Source organism: Curtobacterium phoenicis (assembly GCF_047238015.1).
GTDB lineage: Bacteria > Actinomycetota > Actinomycetes > Actinomycetales > Microbacteriaceae > Curtobacterium.
Window position 1 is genome coordinate 3,420,165 of record NZ_JBDFLZ010000002.1, and the last position, 15,132, is coordinate 3,435,296.

A 15,132-nucleotide genomic window follows, 5' to 3' on the forward strand; every position below is an offset into this window, starting at 1 on the left:
AGGGACGGGACGGGTGGAGCTGTGGGCTGGTGGAGCTGGAGGTGGTGGAGCTGGGTGGTCAGTCGGTCGACGCCGACGCGGTGACGGGAGCGTACGCGTCGAGCCGCATCGTGGCGGTCGCCCGGTGCGCGCTCATGCCCTCGCTCGCCGAGATGACGTCGACGGCGTGCGCGACCGCGGGCGTCGCCTCGCGGGCGATGCGCTGGTACGTCAGGGGCTTCAGGTAGCGGGACACCGAGAGTCCGGCGCTGTGCTTCGCGCCCCCGGCGGTCGGGAGCGTGTGGTTCGTGCCGGCCATGCCCTTGTCGGAGTACGCGACCGTGCTCCAGTGGCCGAGGAACAGCGAGCCGTAGTTCGTGAGGTGGTCGTGGTACCAGTCGTCCTCGGTCGTCTGCACCTCGAGGTGCTCGGGGGCGAACTCGTCCATCACGAGGACGGCGTCCTCGCGGGTCGGCACCAGCACGACCGAGCCGTGGTCGCGCCAGGCCGGGCCGCAGATCGCGTTCGTGGACAGCGTCGGGAGCTGTCGCTCGACCGCCGCGACGACCTCGTGCGCGAGCCGCTCGGACGTCGTCACGAGCGCTGCCGGCGAGTTCGGACCGTGCTCGGCCTGCCCGAGGAGGTCCGCCGCGACGATCTCCGCGTCGGCCGAGTCGTCCGCGATGACCGCGACCTCGCTCGGACCGGCGAGCAGGTCGATCGCGATCGTGCCGAACAGCTGCCGCTTGGCCTCGGCGACGTAGGCGTTGCCCGCGCCGACGATCATGTCGACCGGGTCGAGGTCGGTGTCGAGCAGCCCGAACGCCATCGCCGCGAGCGCCTGGACGCCCCCGAGCACGAACAGCCGGTCGACGCCGGACAGGTGGGCCGCGTACGTCACCGCGTCGTTCGCACCGCCGTCCGGCTGGGGCGGGGTGCAGGCGACGACCGAGGGCACTCCCGCGACCTTCGCCACCCCGACCGTCATGAACGCGCTCGCGGTGAGGGGGAAGCGCCCGGCCGGCAGGTACGCGCCGACACTGCCGACCGGGACGTAGCGCTGCCCGACGACGAGCCCGTCGACGAGCTCGGCCTCGAAGTCTGCGAGGTGCTCCCGCTGCATCGCGGCGAACTGCTTCGTGCGGGCGGAGCCGAGCTCGATGGCCTCGCGGAGGTCGGGAGCGAGACGGTCACCGCTCGCGGCGATCTGTGCCGAGGTCAGCTCCACGGGGGCGTCTTGGCGGTCGAGCTCCTTCGCGTACCGGGCGATGGCGTCCATGCCACCGCGTTCGATCTCCGAGAGCATGCGGCTGACCGTCTCGATGACCGCCGGGTCGCGCTGGGCCGGCGCGGTGTCCACACCGGGGGCCTTGACGAACCGGAAGCGGTCGGCGTTGCGGGTGGTGAAGCGGGAGGAGAGCTGCATGGGTCCAGCGTGGCGACGCGTCCGGGCCGGAGGTAGCCCGAATCATCGCCGCTGACCATCGGGAAACACGATGGCTGCGTTGTGGCACGTCAGCGACGGACGGGAGGCCCGTCGCGGCGTCGCCACGGGCCTCCCGTCCGGTGGGTGGTCGCGTCAGCGACCCGGCGCCTCGTCCGTCCCCGGCCCGACCGGTGCCGTCCGCGGCTCGCCCGCAGGCGGACGCGCGTCCGACGGCTCCGTCAGGGCGTCCCGGATGATCCGCCGCGGGTCGTACCGACGCGGGTCGAGGTCCGACCAGTCGATGTCGACACCGGTCTGCTGCTCGATCTCCGCCTTGGTGGTGTCGGCCCAGTCACGCACCTGGCGGACGAACACCGCGAGCTGCCGGGAGTACCCGACGAGTCGTTGCGGACCCAGGCAGAACGCGGCGACGACCAGGATGACGACGATCTTGTCGACGTCCACGGCCGTGTCAGTCGCGGGGCGCCGCGGGCGGGACGTCCGGGGTGGCCTCGTCGCCGGCCCGGACCTCCTTGCGGAAGACGGTGAGCGACTGCCCGAGGCCCTTCGCGAGTGCCGGGAGCTTGGTCGCGCCGAAGAGCAGGACGACTATGGCGAGCACGATGAGCAGGTGTGCGCCGGTGAGGTTGCCGATCATGGTTGGTCCTTCCGTTGGGTGGTTCGGGTGCGGCTCCGGTCAGGCGGTCGGAGCCGTGGTCAGGTCGTCGGCGGTGGGCAGGTCCGCACCGCGCCGACCGACGGTGATCGCCGCAGCACGCGAACAGGTCCTGCCGAGTTCCGTCAGCGCCGCGTCGTCGAGGTCGCCGAGGCGCGCTCCGACGTGCGGATGTGCGTCGGCCGCTGCGTGCGGCGATCGCGCCAGTTGCCAGATCAGGGCTGCGGAGTAGGTGTCACCGGCGCCGACGGTGTCGACGACGCTCGTGGACGCCGCCGGGACGTGCACCCGGTGCGTCGCGGTGGCGAGCACCGAGCCCGCTGCCCCCGCCGTGACGACGGCGAATCCGGCACCGAGCGCGAGGATGCGGTCGAGGACAGCGTCGGTGTCGCCGAGATCGGGCCACAGCCAGGCGGCGTCCTCGTCCGAGAGCTTCACCACGGCGGCGAGGGCGGTGAGTTCCTCGACCCGGGCGACCGCCTCGACCCGGGGGCCGAGCAGCGCGGGACGGATGTTCGGGTCGAACGAGACCGAGCCGCCGGCGGCGGCGGTACGACGTGCCGCGTCCACCACCCGGCCAGCCCCGGGCTCGAGGAACGCCGCGATCGAACCGACGTGCAACCACGCGGGCGTCCCGACGACCTCCGGCAGGTCCCACACGATGTCGAACACGTACCGCGGCTGCCCGTCGGCGCCGAGCCGCACCGTGGCCGAGGACGTCCGTCCGGCCCCGAGCGACCCCGGGGTGAGCCGGACGCCCGAGGCCCGGAGGTGGTCTGCGACGCGGTGACCGCGCTCATCGTCCCCGAGCCGGGTCGCGAAGTCGACGTCGCACCCGAGGCGCGCGAGCCCGAGCGCCACGTTCGCGGGGCTCCCCCCGGGGACCTCGCGGGCGGTGCCGCCGTGGTCGGGGACGTCGTGGCCGGCGTCGCCGTGGACGACGTCGACGAGCGCCTCCCCCGCGACGGTGACGGTGGCGGCGGTCATCACGCGGTCGCGGTCCCGACGGGGGCGGACGCTGCGGGGCCCGACGCCGGGGCGACCGCTCCCTCGAGCGCCCAGTACGACGCGCCTGCCGGCGCCTCGACCGACCACGGCGGCGCGTGCAGCGGGTAGACGCGCGTCGTGACCGAACGCCCGGCGCTCGTGAACACCTCGACCACGGAGCCGTCGAGCAGCACCCGGACCGCCGGGAGGTCCGAGTCCGGGTCGAACGGCGCACGGACCACCGCGGAGCTCGGGTCGGCGCGGTGGTCCGTGCTGGCTCGGGAACGGTCGATCGTCAGCGTGTCCGCCGCGGTGTCCACCACGACGTCGAGGAGTTCGTCCGCGCCGAAGCAGATGCGGATGCACCCGTCGACCGGCGTCGGGAGCACGATCTCCGTCTGCGCGCCGATCGTCGCACCGTGCCCGGGCAGGGCCTCACCCCGGCGGAGCGCATCGACCGCCTGGTGTGGTGCGGTCGCGAGTCGACCATCTGCGACCCACGCTCGGCGCGGGAGGGAGATCGCCCCCGACCAGCCCGCCTGCCGCGTCCAGTCCTCGGTCCGACCCTCGGTGACCCAACCGAACAGCACCGGCCCCCAGGACCCGGTACGCATGACCGACGCGGCGTAGAAGTGCTGGCCGTCGTCGACGCGGTGCGGACGCGGAGCACCGGAGAGCGGGATCGCGATCACGTCGGCCGGCCCGTCACCGTGCGACCACGAGGCGACGAGGACCACCTCCTCACCGTCGACACCGATGACCTGCGGGCACTCCCACCCCTCGCCCGTGTCGATACCGTCGACCGTGCTGCGGGGCATGGCGAGCAGGTCACCCTCGTGCGTCCAGTGCACGCCGTCCGCCGACCGGTAGTGGCGGACGGACGCCACCTGGTCAGCGGAGGCGGCTCCGACCGCCATCGACCAGCCGGCGCCGTCGGACCAGACGAACGGGTCGCGGAACATGGTGATCGCCTCGTCCTCCGAGGGGTCGGCGACGACCTGCACCGGAGTGCCGAAGGTCGCGCCGCCGTCCGTCGACTCCGCGAGCAGCACCGACTGGAACGGGCTGTGGTCGACCTTGCCCGAGTAGTAGGCGCGGACGACTCCGTCGTGGAGGACGGTGTTGCCCGACCACGCGCCCCCGGAGTCCGCACCGCCGGGGACCGGGACGATGGCGGGGCGGTGGAGCGTCCAGTGCACGAGGTCGTCGCTCGTCGCGTGCCCCCACTCGACCGGGACGTCGAGGTCGACCCGGGGCCGGGACTGGAAGTACAGGTGCGCCTGACCGCCGATGTCGATCGGCCCGTTCGGGTCGTTGAGGTACCCACGCGGGATGCGGAGGTGGAACTGCGGCAGGTGGTGGTCGGCTGCGGCGTGCACGGCGTCTGCTTCCTGGTGTGGTGCGGAGAGGGGGCGGCGGTCGTTCCCGTGGACGACGGTGTCGGAGGCCGTGGTCATCGCGACGACCCCGCCGTGACGCCCTCGATGAAGTACCGCTGGGCGAAGACGAACAGCAGCACGCTCGGGATCATGGTGAGCACGACGCCGGCGAGCACGACGGAGATCGAACCGGTGCCGAGGTTGCCCTGCAGTCCGACGAGCCCGAGCGGCAGCGTGAAGGTGTCCTGCTGGTTGAGGAAGATGAGCGGTCGGTAGTACTCGGCCCAGAACCCCGAGAAGTTCAGGATCGCCAGGGTCGCGATGGCCGGGCTGGCCATCCGGGCGTACACGTGGCGGAACACCCCGAACTGGCTCGCACCGTCGATGCGCGCGGCCTCCCCGAGCTCCTTCGGCATCTGCATGAAGTACTGCCGCATGAGGAACGTCCCGAAGGCGCTGCCGAGTGCGGGCACGATGAGCGACGCGATCGAGCCGGTCAGGCCCATGTCCTTGAGGATGACGAACACCGGGATGATGATCGTCTGGATCGGGACCATCATCGTCGCGAGGAAGATCCCGAAGATCGTGTTCTTCCCCGGGAAGCTGATCATCGCGAACGCGTAGCCGGAGAGCGTGCAGGTGATGGTCTGCCCGACCACGATGAGGAGCGTCACGATGACGCTGTTCACGAAGAACTGCCCGATCGGGATCTGGTTGAACACCGCCGCGTAGTTGCTGAAGTCCCAGGACAGCGGGATCCACTGCGGCGGGTTGTCGAACGACTCGGCCGGGGTCCGCAGCGAGGTGGTGAGGGTCCAGAGCAGCGGCCCGAGGGCGAACACCGCGGCGATGATCAAGATGACCAGGCCGACGATGCTGCCGACCTTCGCGACCGGACGCCGGCGGCGGACGATGTGGGTGACGCTCGGCTGCGCGACGGTCTCCGGTGCGTGCAGCGGGTTGAGGACGTCGGTGGTCGTCATTGGTAGAACACCAGCTTTCGTGCGGCGATGAACTGGATCCCGGTGATGACGCCGATGATGACGAGCAGCAGGATCGCGATGGCGGACGCGAACCCGAACTGCAGGTTCTGGAACCCCGCTTGGTAGAGGGAGATGGTGGCGGTCGTGGTGGCTGTGCCCGGCCCGCCCTTGGTCATGATGTACGGCTGGTCGAACAGCTGCATCGCGTTGATCATGGCGATGACGGTGGCGAACAGGATCGTCGGGCTGATCAGCGGGATCTTGATGCGGAACAGCGTGCGCCACGGGCCGGCACCGTCGATGGCAGCGGCCTCCTGGACGTCGACCGGGACCGACATGAGCGCGGCGACGAACAGCACGAAGGTGAAGCCGACCTGCTGCCACACGACCACGAGGACGATCGTGACCTTCGCCCAGAACGGGTCGTTGAGCCAGTGGGCTCCGGGCAGACCGATCTCGTTCAGGTAGTAGTTGATGAGCCCGAACTTGGTGTCGAAGATGTAGCCCATGAAGATCGACACCGCGGCGGAGGACGCGAGCAGCGGCAGGTAGAACGACGTCCGGAAGAACACCCGCGTCGCGTTGCGCTTCCGGTTGTTCGCCAGGACGGCCAACAGCATGCCGAGCGAGATCTGGAGCACGACGATCCCGATGGCCAGGACGATCGTGACGCCGAACGAGGCGAGGACCGGGCCGTCGGTGAAGAGTCGCGTGTAGTTGTCGAGTCCGACGAACTTCGGGCTGGTGATCACGTCCCACGACGTGAACGAGAGGCCGAACGAGGCGAGGATCGGGATGAGCGTGAACACGGCCACGAACACCACGGCCAGCCCGATCATCGCGTAGCCGAACGAGGCCTCGCGTCGGCGGACGCGTCGCGCCGCCGGCCGACGGGCTGCCACGTCGGCAGCCCGCCGGGAGCGGATTCCGGTCGTCGCGGTCATCACGACGCCTGCGCGGCGGCCTTCTCGATGTCGGCCTGCAGGCCGTCGAGCGCCTTCTTCGCGTTGCCCGACGAGATCGCCTGGGTGGTGCGCTGGTTGAGGGCCGTCGCGAGCGCGTTGTAGTACGGCGGCGCGGAGATCGGCACGGAGTTGTCGAGCTGGTCGTAGAACACCGACCAGTGCTCGGGACCGGTCGTCTTGTACCGGTCCGCGGTGAGCAGCGACTTCTGCGCAGGGGTGGTGACGTTGCCCGGCCACAGCGCGTCGAAGCTCTCCGGCTGCACCATGAGCTTGATCACCTCGAATGCGAGGTCCTTCTGCTTCGACGAGTTGAAGATGCCGTACCCGCCAGCGCCGAAGAGCGACTTGTTGCTCTTCCACGTCGGGAACTCGACGACGTCGAAGCTGCCGTCCTTCATGCCCGCGTTGTGCAGGCCGCCCGCCCAGAAGCCGCCGCCGATGGTCATGCCGATGCGGCCCGACGCGAAGAGACCCTGCAGCGTGCTCCCGCCGCCGACGTCGGGCGAGGGCGAGGCGCCGGACTTCTGCAGGTCGATGACGTACTCGAGCGCCTCGACCGCGGCGTCGGAGTTGGCCGTCGGGTCGCCCCACTTCCAGCCGCCCTTGCGTCCGCTGACCCCGACCGCGTTGTCGGCGAAGGCCTTGCTGTTCCAGAGCCAGTCACCACCGGAGTAGCGCCCCTCCTCGAGCAGGTTGCCGTCGTTCGCGTAGAGGAACGAGGTCCAGCTGCCCCAGAGTCGGACGACCCAGTCGAAGGCGTACGTGCCGCCGCCGACCTTCGCGATGCTCTCCGCGGAGGACCGGAACTGGTCCATCGTCCAGTCCGATGCCGGCCGCGAGAGGCCCGCCTTCTCGAACAGGGACGTCGAGTAGAACATGCTGCCCGCGTTGAAGCTGTCCGGCAGCGTGTAGAGGTGCCCCTCGTACATGGTCGACTCGAGGAGCGACGGGTGGATGCCGCTGAAGTACGTCTTCAGTCCGGACAGGTTCTTCGTCACGTGGTCGTCGAGCGGTGTCAGCAGGTTCTTCGACGCCAGCAGCTGCTGTCCCTCGGTCGCGACGCTGACGATGTCGGGGACGTCACCCGAGGCGATCTGGGTGAGGACCTTCGCGAGGAAGTCGTTCCAGTCGGTCCCGTTGATCGCCGTGACCTGCAGGCTTGCTTTCTTGTCGAGCTGCTTGATCTTCGGCTCGATGGCCTTCTGCAGTGCGGTCGCGGCGCTCTGCTCACCGAAGTAGAGCATCTTGACCGTGCCGGACGCGCTCGCGCCACTGCCGGAGGTCGAGCAGGCTGCCAGCGATCCGATGCCGGCCAGGGCGAGCCCCGCGCCACCGAACTTGAACAGTGTGCGCCGGTCGATCGGGGTGCTGAATCCGTTCGCCATGGGTCGCTCCTCTCTGAGCGATCGTGGCCCCGTCATTCGGGACCAATACGTATTTGCAGGGCGACTGTACACACTGGAGAGGAAGTAGGCAATACGTATTTGCTCATGCCATGATGAGACGTCGAAGGAGGACCGATGGCGAGCCGGAAGCGGACAGCGCAGCCCCACCGCGTCACCATGAAGGACGTCGCTCGGCACGCCGGGGTGTCGCAACCGACGGTGTCGTTCGTGCTGAACGACCGTCGTGACGTCTCGGTGGCCGAGGAGACACGCACCCGGGTGTGGGAGGCCGCGAAGGAGCTGAACTTCCAGCCGAACCGCGCCGCGCAGTCCCTCCGGTCGAACCGCTCGTACACGGTGGGCGTCATCGCGGACCGCCTCGTCTCGCAGCCCTACGCCGGCCACATCGTGCTCGGTGTGCAGCAGGCGGTGCAGGAGGCCGGGTACGTCTGCTTCGTGGTCGAGACGGCGCAGACCTCCGATGGGGGGAAGGCCGCGGTGGCGAACCTCGTGCAGCAGGGCGTGGCCGGGCTCATCTACGCTGCCCCCGGCCCCGAGGACGTCGCACCGGTCGCGGGCGCGGACGACGTGCCGACGGTGTTCGTCAACTGCTACCCACCCAGCGACGCTCCGGCGGTGACCGTGCTCGCGGACGAGTTCCAGGGCGGCTTCGACGTCGCCGCGGCGGTCTTCGCCGCCGGGCACACCGAGGTCGCGTTCCTCGGCGGGCCGGAGGAGGACTACGCCTGCCGGGAGCGCAAGCGCGGCTTCGACGAAGCGGCCACCGCGGCGGGCATCGCGCTGGACGACGTGCCCGTCCGCTTCGGGAACTACCAGGTCGGCTCCGGCCACGACCTCGCGATGGCGATCCTGGCCGAGGACCCGCCGACGGCGATCGTCTGCGGCAACGACCGGATGGCCGTCGGCGCGCTGATGGCCGCGCAGTCGCTCGGCCTGCGGTGCCCGGAGGACATCAGCATCGTCGGCTTCGACGACCAACCCGACCTCGCGGACCAGATGCACCCGCCGCTGACGACGGTCGCGCTGCCCCACCAGCAGATGGGGTTCGACGCCGGCACCCTGCTGCTCGCCGAACGGCAGCAGCCAGGCCGGCACCTCGTGCCGTGCGAGTACGTGCCACGCAGATCCCTCGCGGCCCCGCGCTCACAGACGACCCCGGAGGACACCCCGTGACCGCACACCCGAGCACCCATCACCGGCCGGCGGGCGGCTTCGTCGGGGACGTCATCCCGGTCGAGCTCGACGGCACCGTCTGGCTGTACTACCTGCTCGATGAACGGCCTGCCGCACCACCGCTCGAACGAGCGACCGGCATGCCCTGGGGAGCGGTCACCACGACCGACTTCGTCTCCTTCGAGGACCACGGCGTCGTGCTGCCCTCCGGCGGTCCGGACGCCAGCGACCACGACTGCTACACGGGCAGTGTCGTCCGCGGGGACGACGGCACGCTCCACCTGTTCTCGACCGGCCACAACCCACACGTCACGGTCGAGACCGAACTCGGACGCAAGGAAGTGCAGGTGGTCTGCCACGCCACCTCCGACGGCGACCCGACCGCCTGGACGAAGCACCCCGAGTGGGACCTGCCCGCGCTGCCCGACTACGCCCCGGAGGACTGGCGCGACCCGTTCGTCCACCGCCCGTCCGCCGACGGCCCGTGGCAGATGCTCCTCGCGACCCGGCGTCCGGGCGAGCTGTACCGTCGCTCGGGCCTCGTCGCACGGTTGGAGTCCGACGACCTCGTGACCTGGCGGGACGCCGAGCCGCTCTGGGCCCCACACCGGTTCGTCGCCCACGAGTGCCCAGACGTCTTCCGGTGGGGCGACTGGTGGTACCTCGTGTACTCCGAGTTCTCCGACGCGTTCTGCACCCGGTACCGCGTCGCGACCTCGCCCGACGGCCCGTGGCTCGCGCCGGGCGACGACACCGTCGACGGTCGAGCGTTCTACGCGGCCAAGACGGTCGCCCTCGGCGACGACCGCTTCTTCGTCGGGTGGATCGCCACGAAGGAGGGTGAGCGCGACGCCGGCGCCTGGCAGTGGGCGGGCACCATGGCGACGCTCCAGGCACACCAGCGACCGGACGGCTCGCTGCGGTTCGACCTCCCCGAGCGGTTGCAGCGGGCGTACACGGACGAGGTCGACGTCACGGACGCCTTCGACCCGACGAACGGTGCGGCCGGGTCGGTCGGCCACGACGCGCGGACCCGGTACGCGGCCTGGGTCGGGCCGGAACTGCCGGCCGAGGCACTCGTGTCGATCGACCTCGACGTCGACGCCGACACCCGTGCGTTCGGCGTGCTGCTCCGGACGAGCGACGACGCCGAGGAGGGCTACGCACTCCGGCTCGAACCCGGCCGCCGTCGGATGGTGCTCGACCGCTGGCCGCGCGGTTCCACGGGCGGCGAGCAGTGGCAGATCCTCGGCGACGTGCCGCACGCCGTCGAGCTCGAGCGTCCGGTGTCGCTCGACCCCGGTCCGCATCGGATCGTCGTGCACCTCGACGGCGACCTCTGCGTCGTGGTCGTCGACGGTTCGGTCGCGCTGAGCACGCGGCTCTACGACCGACCGACCGGGCGGCTCGGGCTCTTCGCGCAGGACGGTGCGTTCACGCTGCGGCGAGCGGCGATCGCGACGCGCTGACGGACTGGAGGCACGGTGCGGACCCGCACCGCGCCTCCCGGCCGTCCCTGGTCGCGGCAGCGACCCGTCCGACGCTGCCGTCGATCAGCTCCAGACACCTTCCTGGGTCCCGAGGTGCTCCCGGCCGAGCGGGGAGATCGGCACGACCTCGAGGCTCGTCAGGCCGACCTGCAGCAGCGCAGCTCGTGACGTGCCGACTCGGCCGATCGCCCCCATCCCTTCGATGACGGCGCAGAAGTAGGTGCCGAGCGCCTCGGCATCCGCGTCGGCCTCGATCTCGCCGGCTTCCTGCGCGTCCACGATGCACGCGGTGTAGTCGGCGCGGATGGCGTCGAACGCCTCGGTGACGGCCGCCGCGACCTCCCGGTCACGCGCGGAGAGCTCGACCGCGGCCCGGAGCAGCAGCGAGGGCGATCCCTGCGCCACTCCGTGCTCGACCGCCGTGGACACGAGCTGCGTCCGGATGCGAGCGATCGGGTGTTCGGCGCTCTGCATGACGCTCTTCACGGCGTCGATCGCACCCGCGGTGTCACTGAGGAACGCCCGCATGAAGAGTTCCTTCTTGCCGCCGAACGCGTTGTAGAGGCTCTGGCGCCCGAGCCCCGTGGCCTCGAGCAGGTCGTCGAGCGACGTCCCCTCGTAGCCGGACTCGGCGAAGGTGCGGCGTGCGCGCTCGATGACGTCGGCCTCGTCGAACTTGCGTGGTCGGGGCACGGTGACCTCCAGCGGATTGGTTGTTGACTGATCAGTCCATCATGCCCTACCGTTCTGGACCAAGCAGTCAACAATGACCATCGGAGGCCAGCATGACCGGAGCACTGCAGGGCAAGACCGCGCTCGTCACGGGCGGGACGTCGGGGATCGGCCTCGCGGTCGTGCACCGCTTCATCGCCGAGGGCGCGCACGTGTTCGTCACGGGACGACGCCAGGAGGCGCTCCACGCCCTCAGGGAGAAACTCGGCGACGCCGTCACTCCCATCCGCGCCGACGCAACACGGGCGGAGGACATCGACGCGGTCTTCCGCGCGGTCGCCGAGCGCGGAGCCGGGCTCGACGTCGTGCACGCCAACGCCGGGGTCGGAGCGTTCGGCGCTCTCGACTCCGTGACGGCGGAGGACTTCGAGACGACGCTCGGCACCAACGTCCGCGGTACCACCCTGACCGTGCAGGGTGCACTGCCATTCCTGCACGAGGGCGCCGCCATCGTCGTCACCGGATCGACGTCGGCGTCGGGCACCGAGCCGATGCTGGGGCTGTACGGGGCATCCAAGGCGGCGGTCGCGGCCCTCACGCGGAGCTGGGCCAAGGAGCTCGCGTCGCGCGGCATCCGGATCAACACCGTCGTCCCCGGCCCGACCGAGACGCCCGGGTTCGTCGGCCTCGCTCCCGGCGACGCCGACGCATGGCTGGAGCAGGTCGCCGACGGTCTCCCGTTCGGTCGACTCCTCCGACCCGAGGAAGTCGCCGCCACGGTCCTCTTCCTCGCCTCCGACCAGAGCTCCGGGATGACGGGCAGCGAGCTGCTCGTCGACGGAGGCAGCACTCTAGGCTGACGCGGATCGCACGGACGGGAGGCACGGTGCGAGCCCGCACCGCGCCTCCCGTCCGGTCCTGGTCGCGGCAGCGATGCTCGATCCCGGCGCACTGCCAGGTCGCGACCGACGGGTACAGCCGTTCTCGGCTGGCGGTGTGACCACGAGCGCAGGATGGCGCGGTGTTCATCCCCACCCGTGCCGCGGGCCTCGAAGCCCTGCGCGACTTCGTCCCGCACGCCGGCGCCGACTACCGGCGCGACCGCAACCACGACCTCGGTCCCTCGCGGACGAACGTCTCCGGGCTGTCACCGTACCTCCGCCACCGACTGGTGATCGAGGAGGAGGTCGTCGACGCCGTCCTCGAGCGCCACAGCCTGCACGCGGCGGAGAAGTTCGTGCAGGAGGTGTTCTGGCGGACGTACTGGAAGGGATGGCTGGAGCAGCGACCCGAGGTGTGGCGGCGCTACCGGCGTGAGGTCCGTGACCTGCTCGCGGCCGAGCTGCCGAACGGGTACGAGGACGCGGTCGCTGGTCGGACCGGCATCGACGCGATGGACGCCTGGGCGCGGGAACTCGTCAAGACGGGGTACCTGCACAACCACGTGCGGATGTGGTTCGCGAGCATCTGGGTCTTCACGCTCGGGCTCCCGTGGCAGCTCGGTGCGGACTTCTTCCTCCGGCACCTGCTCGACGGCGACGCGGCGTCGAACACGCTCTCGTGGCGGTGGGTCGCCGGTTTGCAGACCCGCGGCAAGACGTACCTCGCGACGACGGAGAACATCGCGCGCTACACCGAGGGGCGGTTCGCACCGACGGGGCTCGCGACGACCGCGCGGGTGCTCGACGAGGAGCCGTTCCCACCCGCGGTACCGATCGCGCCGGAGGACGTCGTCGGCGAGGTCGGGTCGCGGGTCGGTCTGCTGCTGCACGAGGACGACCTCGAGCCGACGTCGCTCCTCGCCGCCCTCGGGCCGGACGTTCCCGAGCTGCGGGCGACCGCCGTCTGCGCGGACGCCGGGGCACGCTCACCCGCGACGGTGTCGCCGCTTGTCGAAGCGTTCACCGCCGGAGCCGTCACGGACGCTGCGGCTCACGCGAGCGGTGCCGACGAGCGCCCGGCGACGCCCCTCGGCGCCGTCGACGCTTCGGCGGTCACGGACTGGGCTCGGTCGGAGGCACTCGACACCGTTCTCGTGCCGTACGCCCCGGTCGGGCCGGCGCAGGAGCGGCTCGAGGGCCTGCGCTCGGCGCTGGCGTCGGAGGGCGTGGGGCTCGTGACGGTGCGACGCTCGTGGGACAGCCGTGCCTGGCCGTTCGCATCGCGGGGGTTCTTCCCGTTCAAGGAGAAGATCCCGCAGCTGCTCCGGACGCGGTAGACGTCGCGCCTCCGGCGGTGGCTGCTACGGGAGCAGCTGCTGGAAGATCGCGACGCTCCGAGCGATGCCGATCACGAACCCGATGACGACGAGGGCGATGTTGATCCAGAGCGGCCACATGGGTCGGCCGGGTGCGACCTTGCGGACGACCACGTACCGGCCGATCAGGTACAGGATCGGTGACAGCAGGAACGCCCAGCCCCACGGGAACGGCCGCACCACGCCACGTCGCCGCAGTTCGCGGTGGTCGAAGTACGCGAGCACGACGGTCGCGGCGTAGATCAGAACCGTGAACACCTGAACGGCGAGGTACCCGGCCGTGTAGATCGACCGCGGATCGACGGTCCGGACCCCGCCGGGGAGGACCTTGTACCGGAACTCGGGCTGGTACAGGAGTGAGACCGGCAGCGAGACGATCGGCAGCAGGGCCATGATCCACACCCACACGGTGTCGGTGGGCACGTGGTCCGGGATCCGCGGGCGCGGCATCTGCGACGTCGGTGGGCCGACCTGAGCGGTCCACTGCACGCCGTCCCACCAGCGGGAACCGTGTTGGCCGGAGGGGTCGGGGTACCAGCCAGGGGGCGTCGTGGACATCGGGGCTCCTCGGGGTCGGCGGGAGCGACGAGCCCCCGGGACCGACGGTAGAGCAGCATCGCGGTCGCCGGCAGGATCCGGACATGACGGATTGCTCAGGTACGGCTCGTCGCGCTCCCGGTTTCGGTCCCGGTCCCGGGGCAGCTCGGTGTGCGCAGGCGACGGAAGGTCTCGGGTAGCGTCCTCGGCATGGCTCCGATCAGCTGCTCGTTCTGCAGCGCCATCGCCACCGACGACGTCGACGTCATCGCCACGGGCACCGCGGCGATCGTCGTGGCCGACCGGCAGCCGATCAACCGGGGTCACCTCCTGGTGCTCCCGCTCCGGCACACCCCCGACCTCGCATCCCTCACCACGGACGAGGTCGTCGAGATGGCGGTCCTCGCGCAACGAGCGGACCTGGCCGTGCGCACCGTCTTCGGCACGACGACGGGCACGAACCTCCTCATGTCGAACGGCGCCAGCGCCGATCAGGGGGTGCCGCACGCGCACCTCCACGTGATCCCCCGACAGGAGGGCGACGGCTACGAGTTCCGGGAGGACCACAGTCGGTACCCGCTCGCCCCGCTCACCGATCGGGAGCGTGCGCAACTCCACGAGCGCATCGACACCGCCGCTACCGGTCGGGCCCCCGAGGAACGAGCCACAGCACGATGACCGACCAGAAGGACCTGCTGCTCGCCTCCCTGCGTGCACAGCGTGGGCGCGTCCTCGACACGCTCGACGGCCTGCCCGACGCGGCACTCACCCGGTCGGCCGTCCCGTCGGGTTGGTCGCCGCTCGGCATGGTCCGCCACCTGACCTGCGACGTGGAGCGGTTCTGGTTCCAGGGGGTCGTCGCCGGAGAGGCACTCGACCTCCCGACCGACGACGAGGTGTGGCACCCGTCGCCGTGGCCGACTGCTCACGCGGTGATCGAGGCCTACGAGACTGCCGCCGCGCGCTCCGACGCCGTCATCGCGAGCACGTCCCTCGACGCTCGCCCCTCGTCACATGCCATGGCGCTCTACCCCTGGGCGCCGGACCGCCCCCTGCTCGAGACCGTCCTGCACGTCATCACCGAGACCGCCGCGCACGCCGGCCACCTCCACGTCGGCCGCGAGCTCGTCGACGGGCACCAGCACCTCGTCCTCACCGAGTTCTCCGACCCGAGCGACGGCTGAACACCCCGAGCGGACATC

The 15,132-nt window shown here is 70.8% G+C and carries 16 protein-coding genes; 6 read left to right on the plus strand and 10 right to left on the minus strand.

The features are described from left to right. Positions 1–58: 58 nt before the first annotated feature. The 8 genes from hisD to ABC270_RS16405 form a co-directional block, all read right to left on the minus strand. A complete protein-coding gene (hisD, locus tag ABC270_RS16370) occupies positions 59–1,405 on the minus strand; it encodes a histidinol dehydrogenase (RefSeq protein ID WP_412881785.1) in 1,347 nt (448 codons plus the stop codon). Positions 1,406–1,558: 153 nt separating this feature from the next. Continuing rightward, positions 1,559–1,870 carry a twin-arginine translocase TatA/TatE family subunit gene (locus ABC270_RS16375; protein WP_412881786.1) on the minus strand — a complete coding sequence of 104 codons (312 nt, stop codon included), beginning with the start codon at positions 1,868–1,870 and terminating at the stop codon, positions 1,559–1,561. A gap of 7 nt (positions 1,871–1,877) precedes the next feature. Next, entirely contained in the window at positions 1,878–2,063 is a 186-nt protein-coding gene (locus tag ABC270_RS16380; RefSeq protein ID WP_412881787.1) for a twin-arginine translocase TatA/TatE family subunit, read from the minus strand. Between the two features lie 39 nt (positions 2,064–2,102). Next, the gene (locus tag ABC270_RS16385) at positions 2,103–3,068 is read right to left on the minus strand and encodes a carbohydrate kinase family protein (RefSeq protein ID WP_412881788.1); all 966 of its coding nucleotides are present in this window, start codon (positions 3,066–3,068) and stop codon (positions 2,103–2,105) included. Next, positions 3,068–4,525, minus strand: a complete 1,458-nt coding sequence (locus tag ABC270_RS16390; RefSeq protein ID WP_412881789.1) for a glycoside hydrolase family 32 protein — start codon at positions 4,523–4,525, stop codon at positions 3,068–3,070. Before ABC270_RS16390 ends, ABC270_RS16385 begins: the two co-directional genes overlap by 1 nt. Continuing rightward, on the minus strand, positions 4,522–5,430 hold the full coding sequence (locus ABC270_RS16395) for a carbohydrate ABC transporter permease (protein ID WP_412881790.1): 909 nt from the start codon (positions 5,428–5,430) through the stop codon (positions 4,522–4,524). Before ABC270_RS16395 ends, ABC270_RS16390 begins: the two co-directional genes overlap by 4 nt. Beyond that, entirely contained in the window at positions 5,427–6,374 is a 948-nt protein-coding gene (locus ABC270_RS16400; protein WP_412881791.1) for a carbohydrate ABC transporter permease, read from the minus strand. The genes ABC270_RS16395 and ABC270_RS16400 overlap by 4 nt, the downstream gene beginning before the upstream one ends. After that, positions 6,374–7,780 carry an ABC transporter substrate-binding protein gene (locus tag ABC270_RS16405; protein ID WP_412881792.1) on the minus strand — a complete coding sequence of 469 codons (1,407 nt, stop codon included), beginning with the start codon at positions 7,778–7,780 and terminating at the stop codon, positions 6,374–6,376. Before ABC270_RS16405 ends, ABC270_RS16400 begins: the two co-directional genes overlap by 1 nt. Before the next feature lie 135 nt (positions 7,781–7,915). Between ABC270_RS16405 and ABC270_RS16410 the strand changes: the two genes are divergently transcribed. Together ABC270_RS16410 and ABC270_RS16415 are read left to right on the plus strand one after the other, a co-directional pair. Beyond that, positions 7,916–8,974: a LacI family DNA-binding transcriptional regulator gene (locus ABC270_RS16410; protein WP_412881793.1), complete on the plus strand. Its 1,059-nt coding sequence runs from the start codon at positions 7,916–7,918 to the stop codon at positions 8,972–8,974. Beyond that, positions 8,971–10,443 carry a glycoside hydrolase family protein gene (locus ABC270_RS16415; protein WP_412881794.1) on the plus strand — a complete coding sequence of 491 codons (1,473 nt, stop codon included), beginning with the start codon at positions 8,971–8,973 and terminating at the stop codon, positions 10,441–10,443. Before ABC270_RS16410 ends, ABC270_RS16415 begins: the two co-directional genes overlap by 4 nt. 84 nt (positions 10,444–10,527) lie before the next feature. Here ABC270_RS16415 and ABC270_RS16420 read toward each other — a convergent pair whose 3' ends face one another. After that, complete coding sequence (locus ABC270_RS16420) at positions 10,528–11,157, minus strand: TetR/AcrR family transcriptional regulator (protein WP_412881795.1); 630 nt, start codon at positions 11,155–11,157, stop codon at positions 10,528–10,530. Between the two features lie 92 nt (positions 11,158–11,249). On the opposite strand from ABC270_RS16420, the gene ABC270_RS16425 reads away from it, so the two are divergent. After that, positions 11,250–11,996 carry an SDR family NAD(P)-dependent oxidoreductase gene (locus ABC270_RS16425; protein ID WP_412881796.1) on the plus strand — a complete coding sequence of 249 codons (747 nt, stop codon included), beginning with the start codon at positions 11,250–11,252 and terminating at the stop codon, positions 11,994–11,996. 161 nt (positions 11,997–12,157) lie between these two features. Beyond that, complete coding sequence (locus ABC270_RS16430) at positions 12,158–13,354, plus strand: FAD-binding domain-containing protein (protein ID WP_412881797.1); 1,197 nt, start codon at positions 12,158–12,160, stop codon at positions 13,352–13,354. Between the two features lie 24 nt (positions 13,355–13,378). Here the strand turns inward: ABC270_RS16430 and ABC270_RS16435 are convergent, their stop codons facing one another. After that, entirely contained in the window at positions 13,379–13,951 is a 573-nt protein-coding gene (locus ABC270_RS16435; protein WP_412881798.1) for a DUF2510 domain-containing protein, read from the minus strand. A 189-nt stretch (positions 13,952–14,140) separates the two neighbouring features. Between ABC270_RS16435 and ABC270_RS16440 the strand changes: the two genes are divergently transcribed. Continuing rightward, complete coding sequence (locus ABC270_RS16440; RefSeq protein WP_412881799.1) at positions 14,141–14,608, plus strand: HIT family protein; 468 nt, start codon at positions 14,141–14,143, stop codon at positions 14,606–14,608. Next, the gene (locus ABC270_RS16445) at positions 14,605–15,114 is read left to right on the plus strand and encodes a mycothiol transferase (RefSeq protein ID WP_412881800.1); all 510 of its coding nucleotides are present in this window, start codon (positions 14,605–14,607) and stop codon (positions 15,112–15,114) included. Before ABC270_RS16440 ends, ABC270_RS16445 begins: the two co-directional genes overlap by 4 nt. Positions 15,115–15,132: the final 18 nt, after the last annotated feature.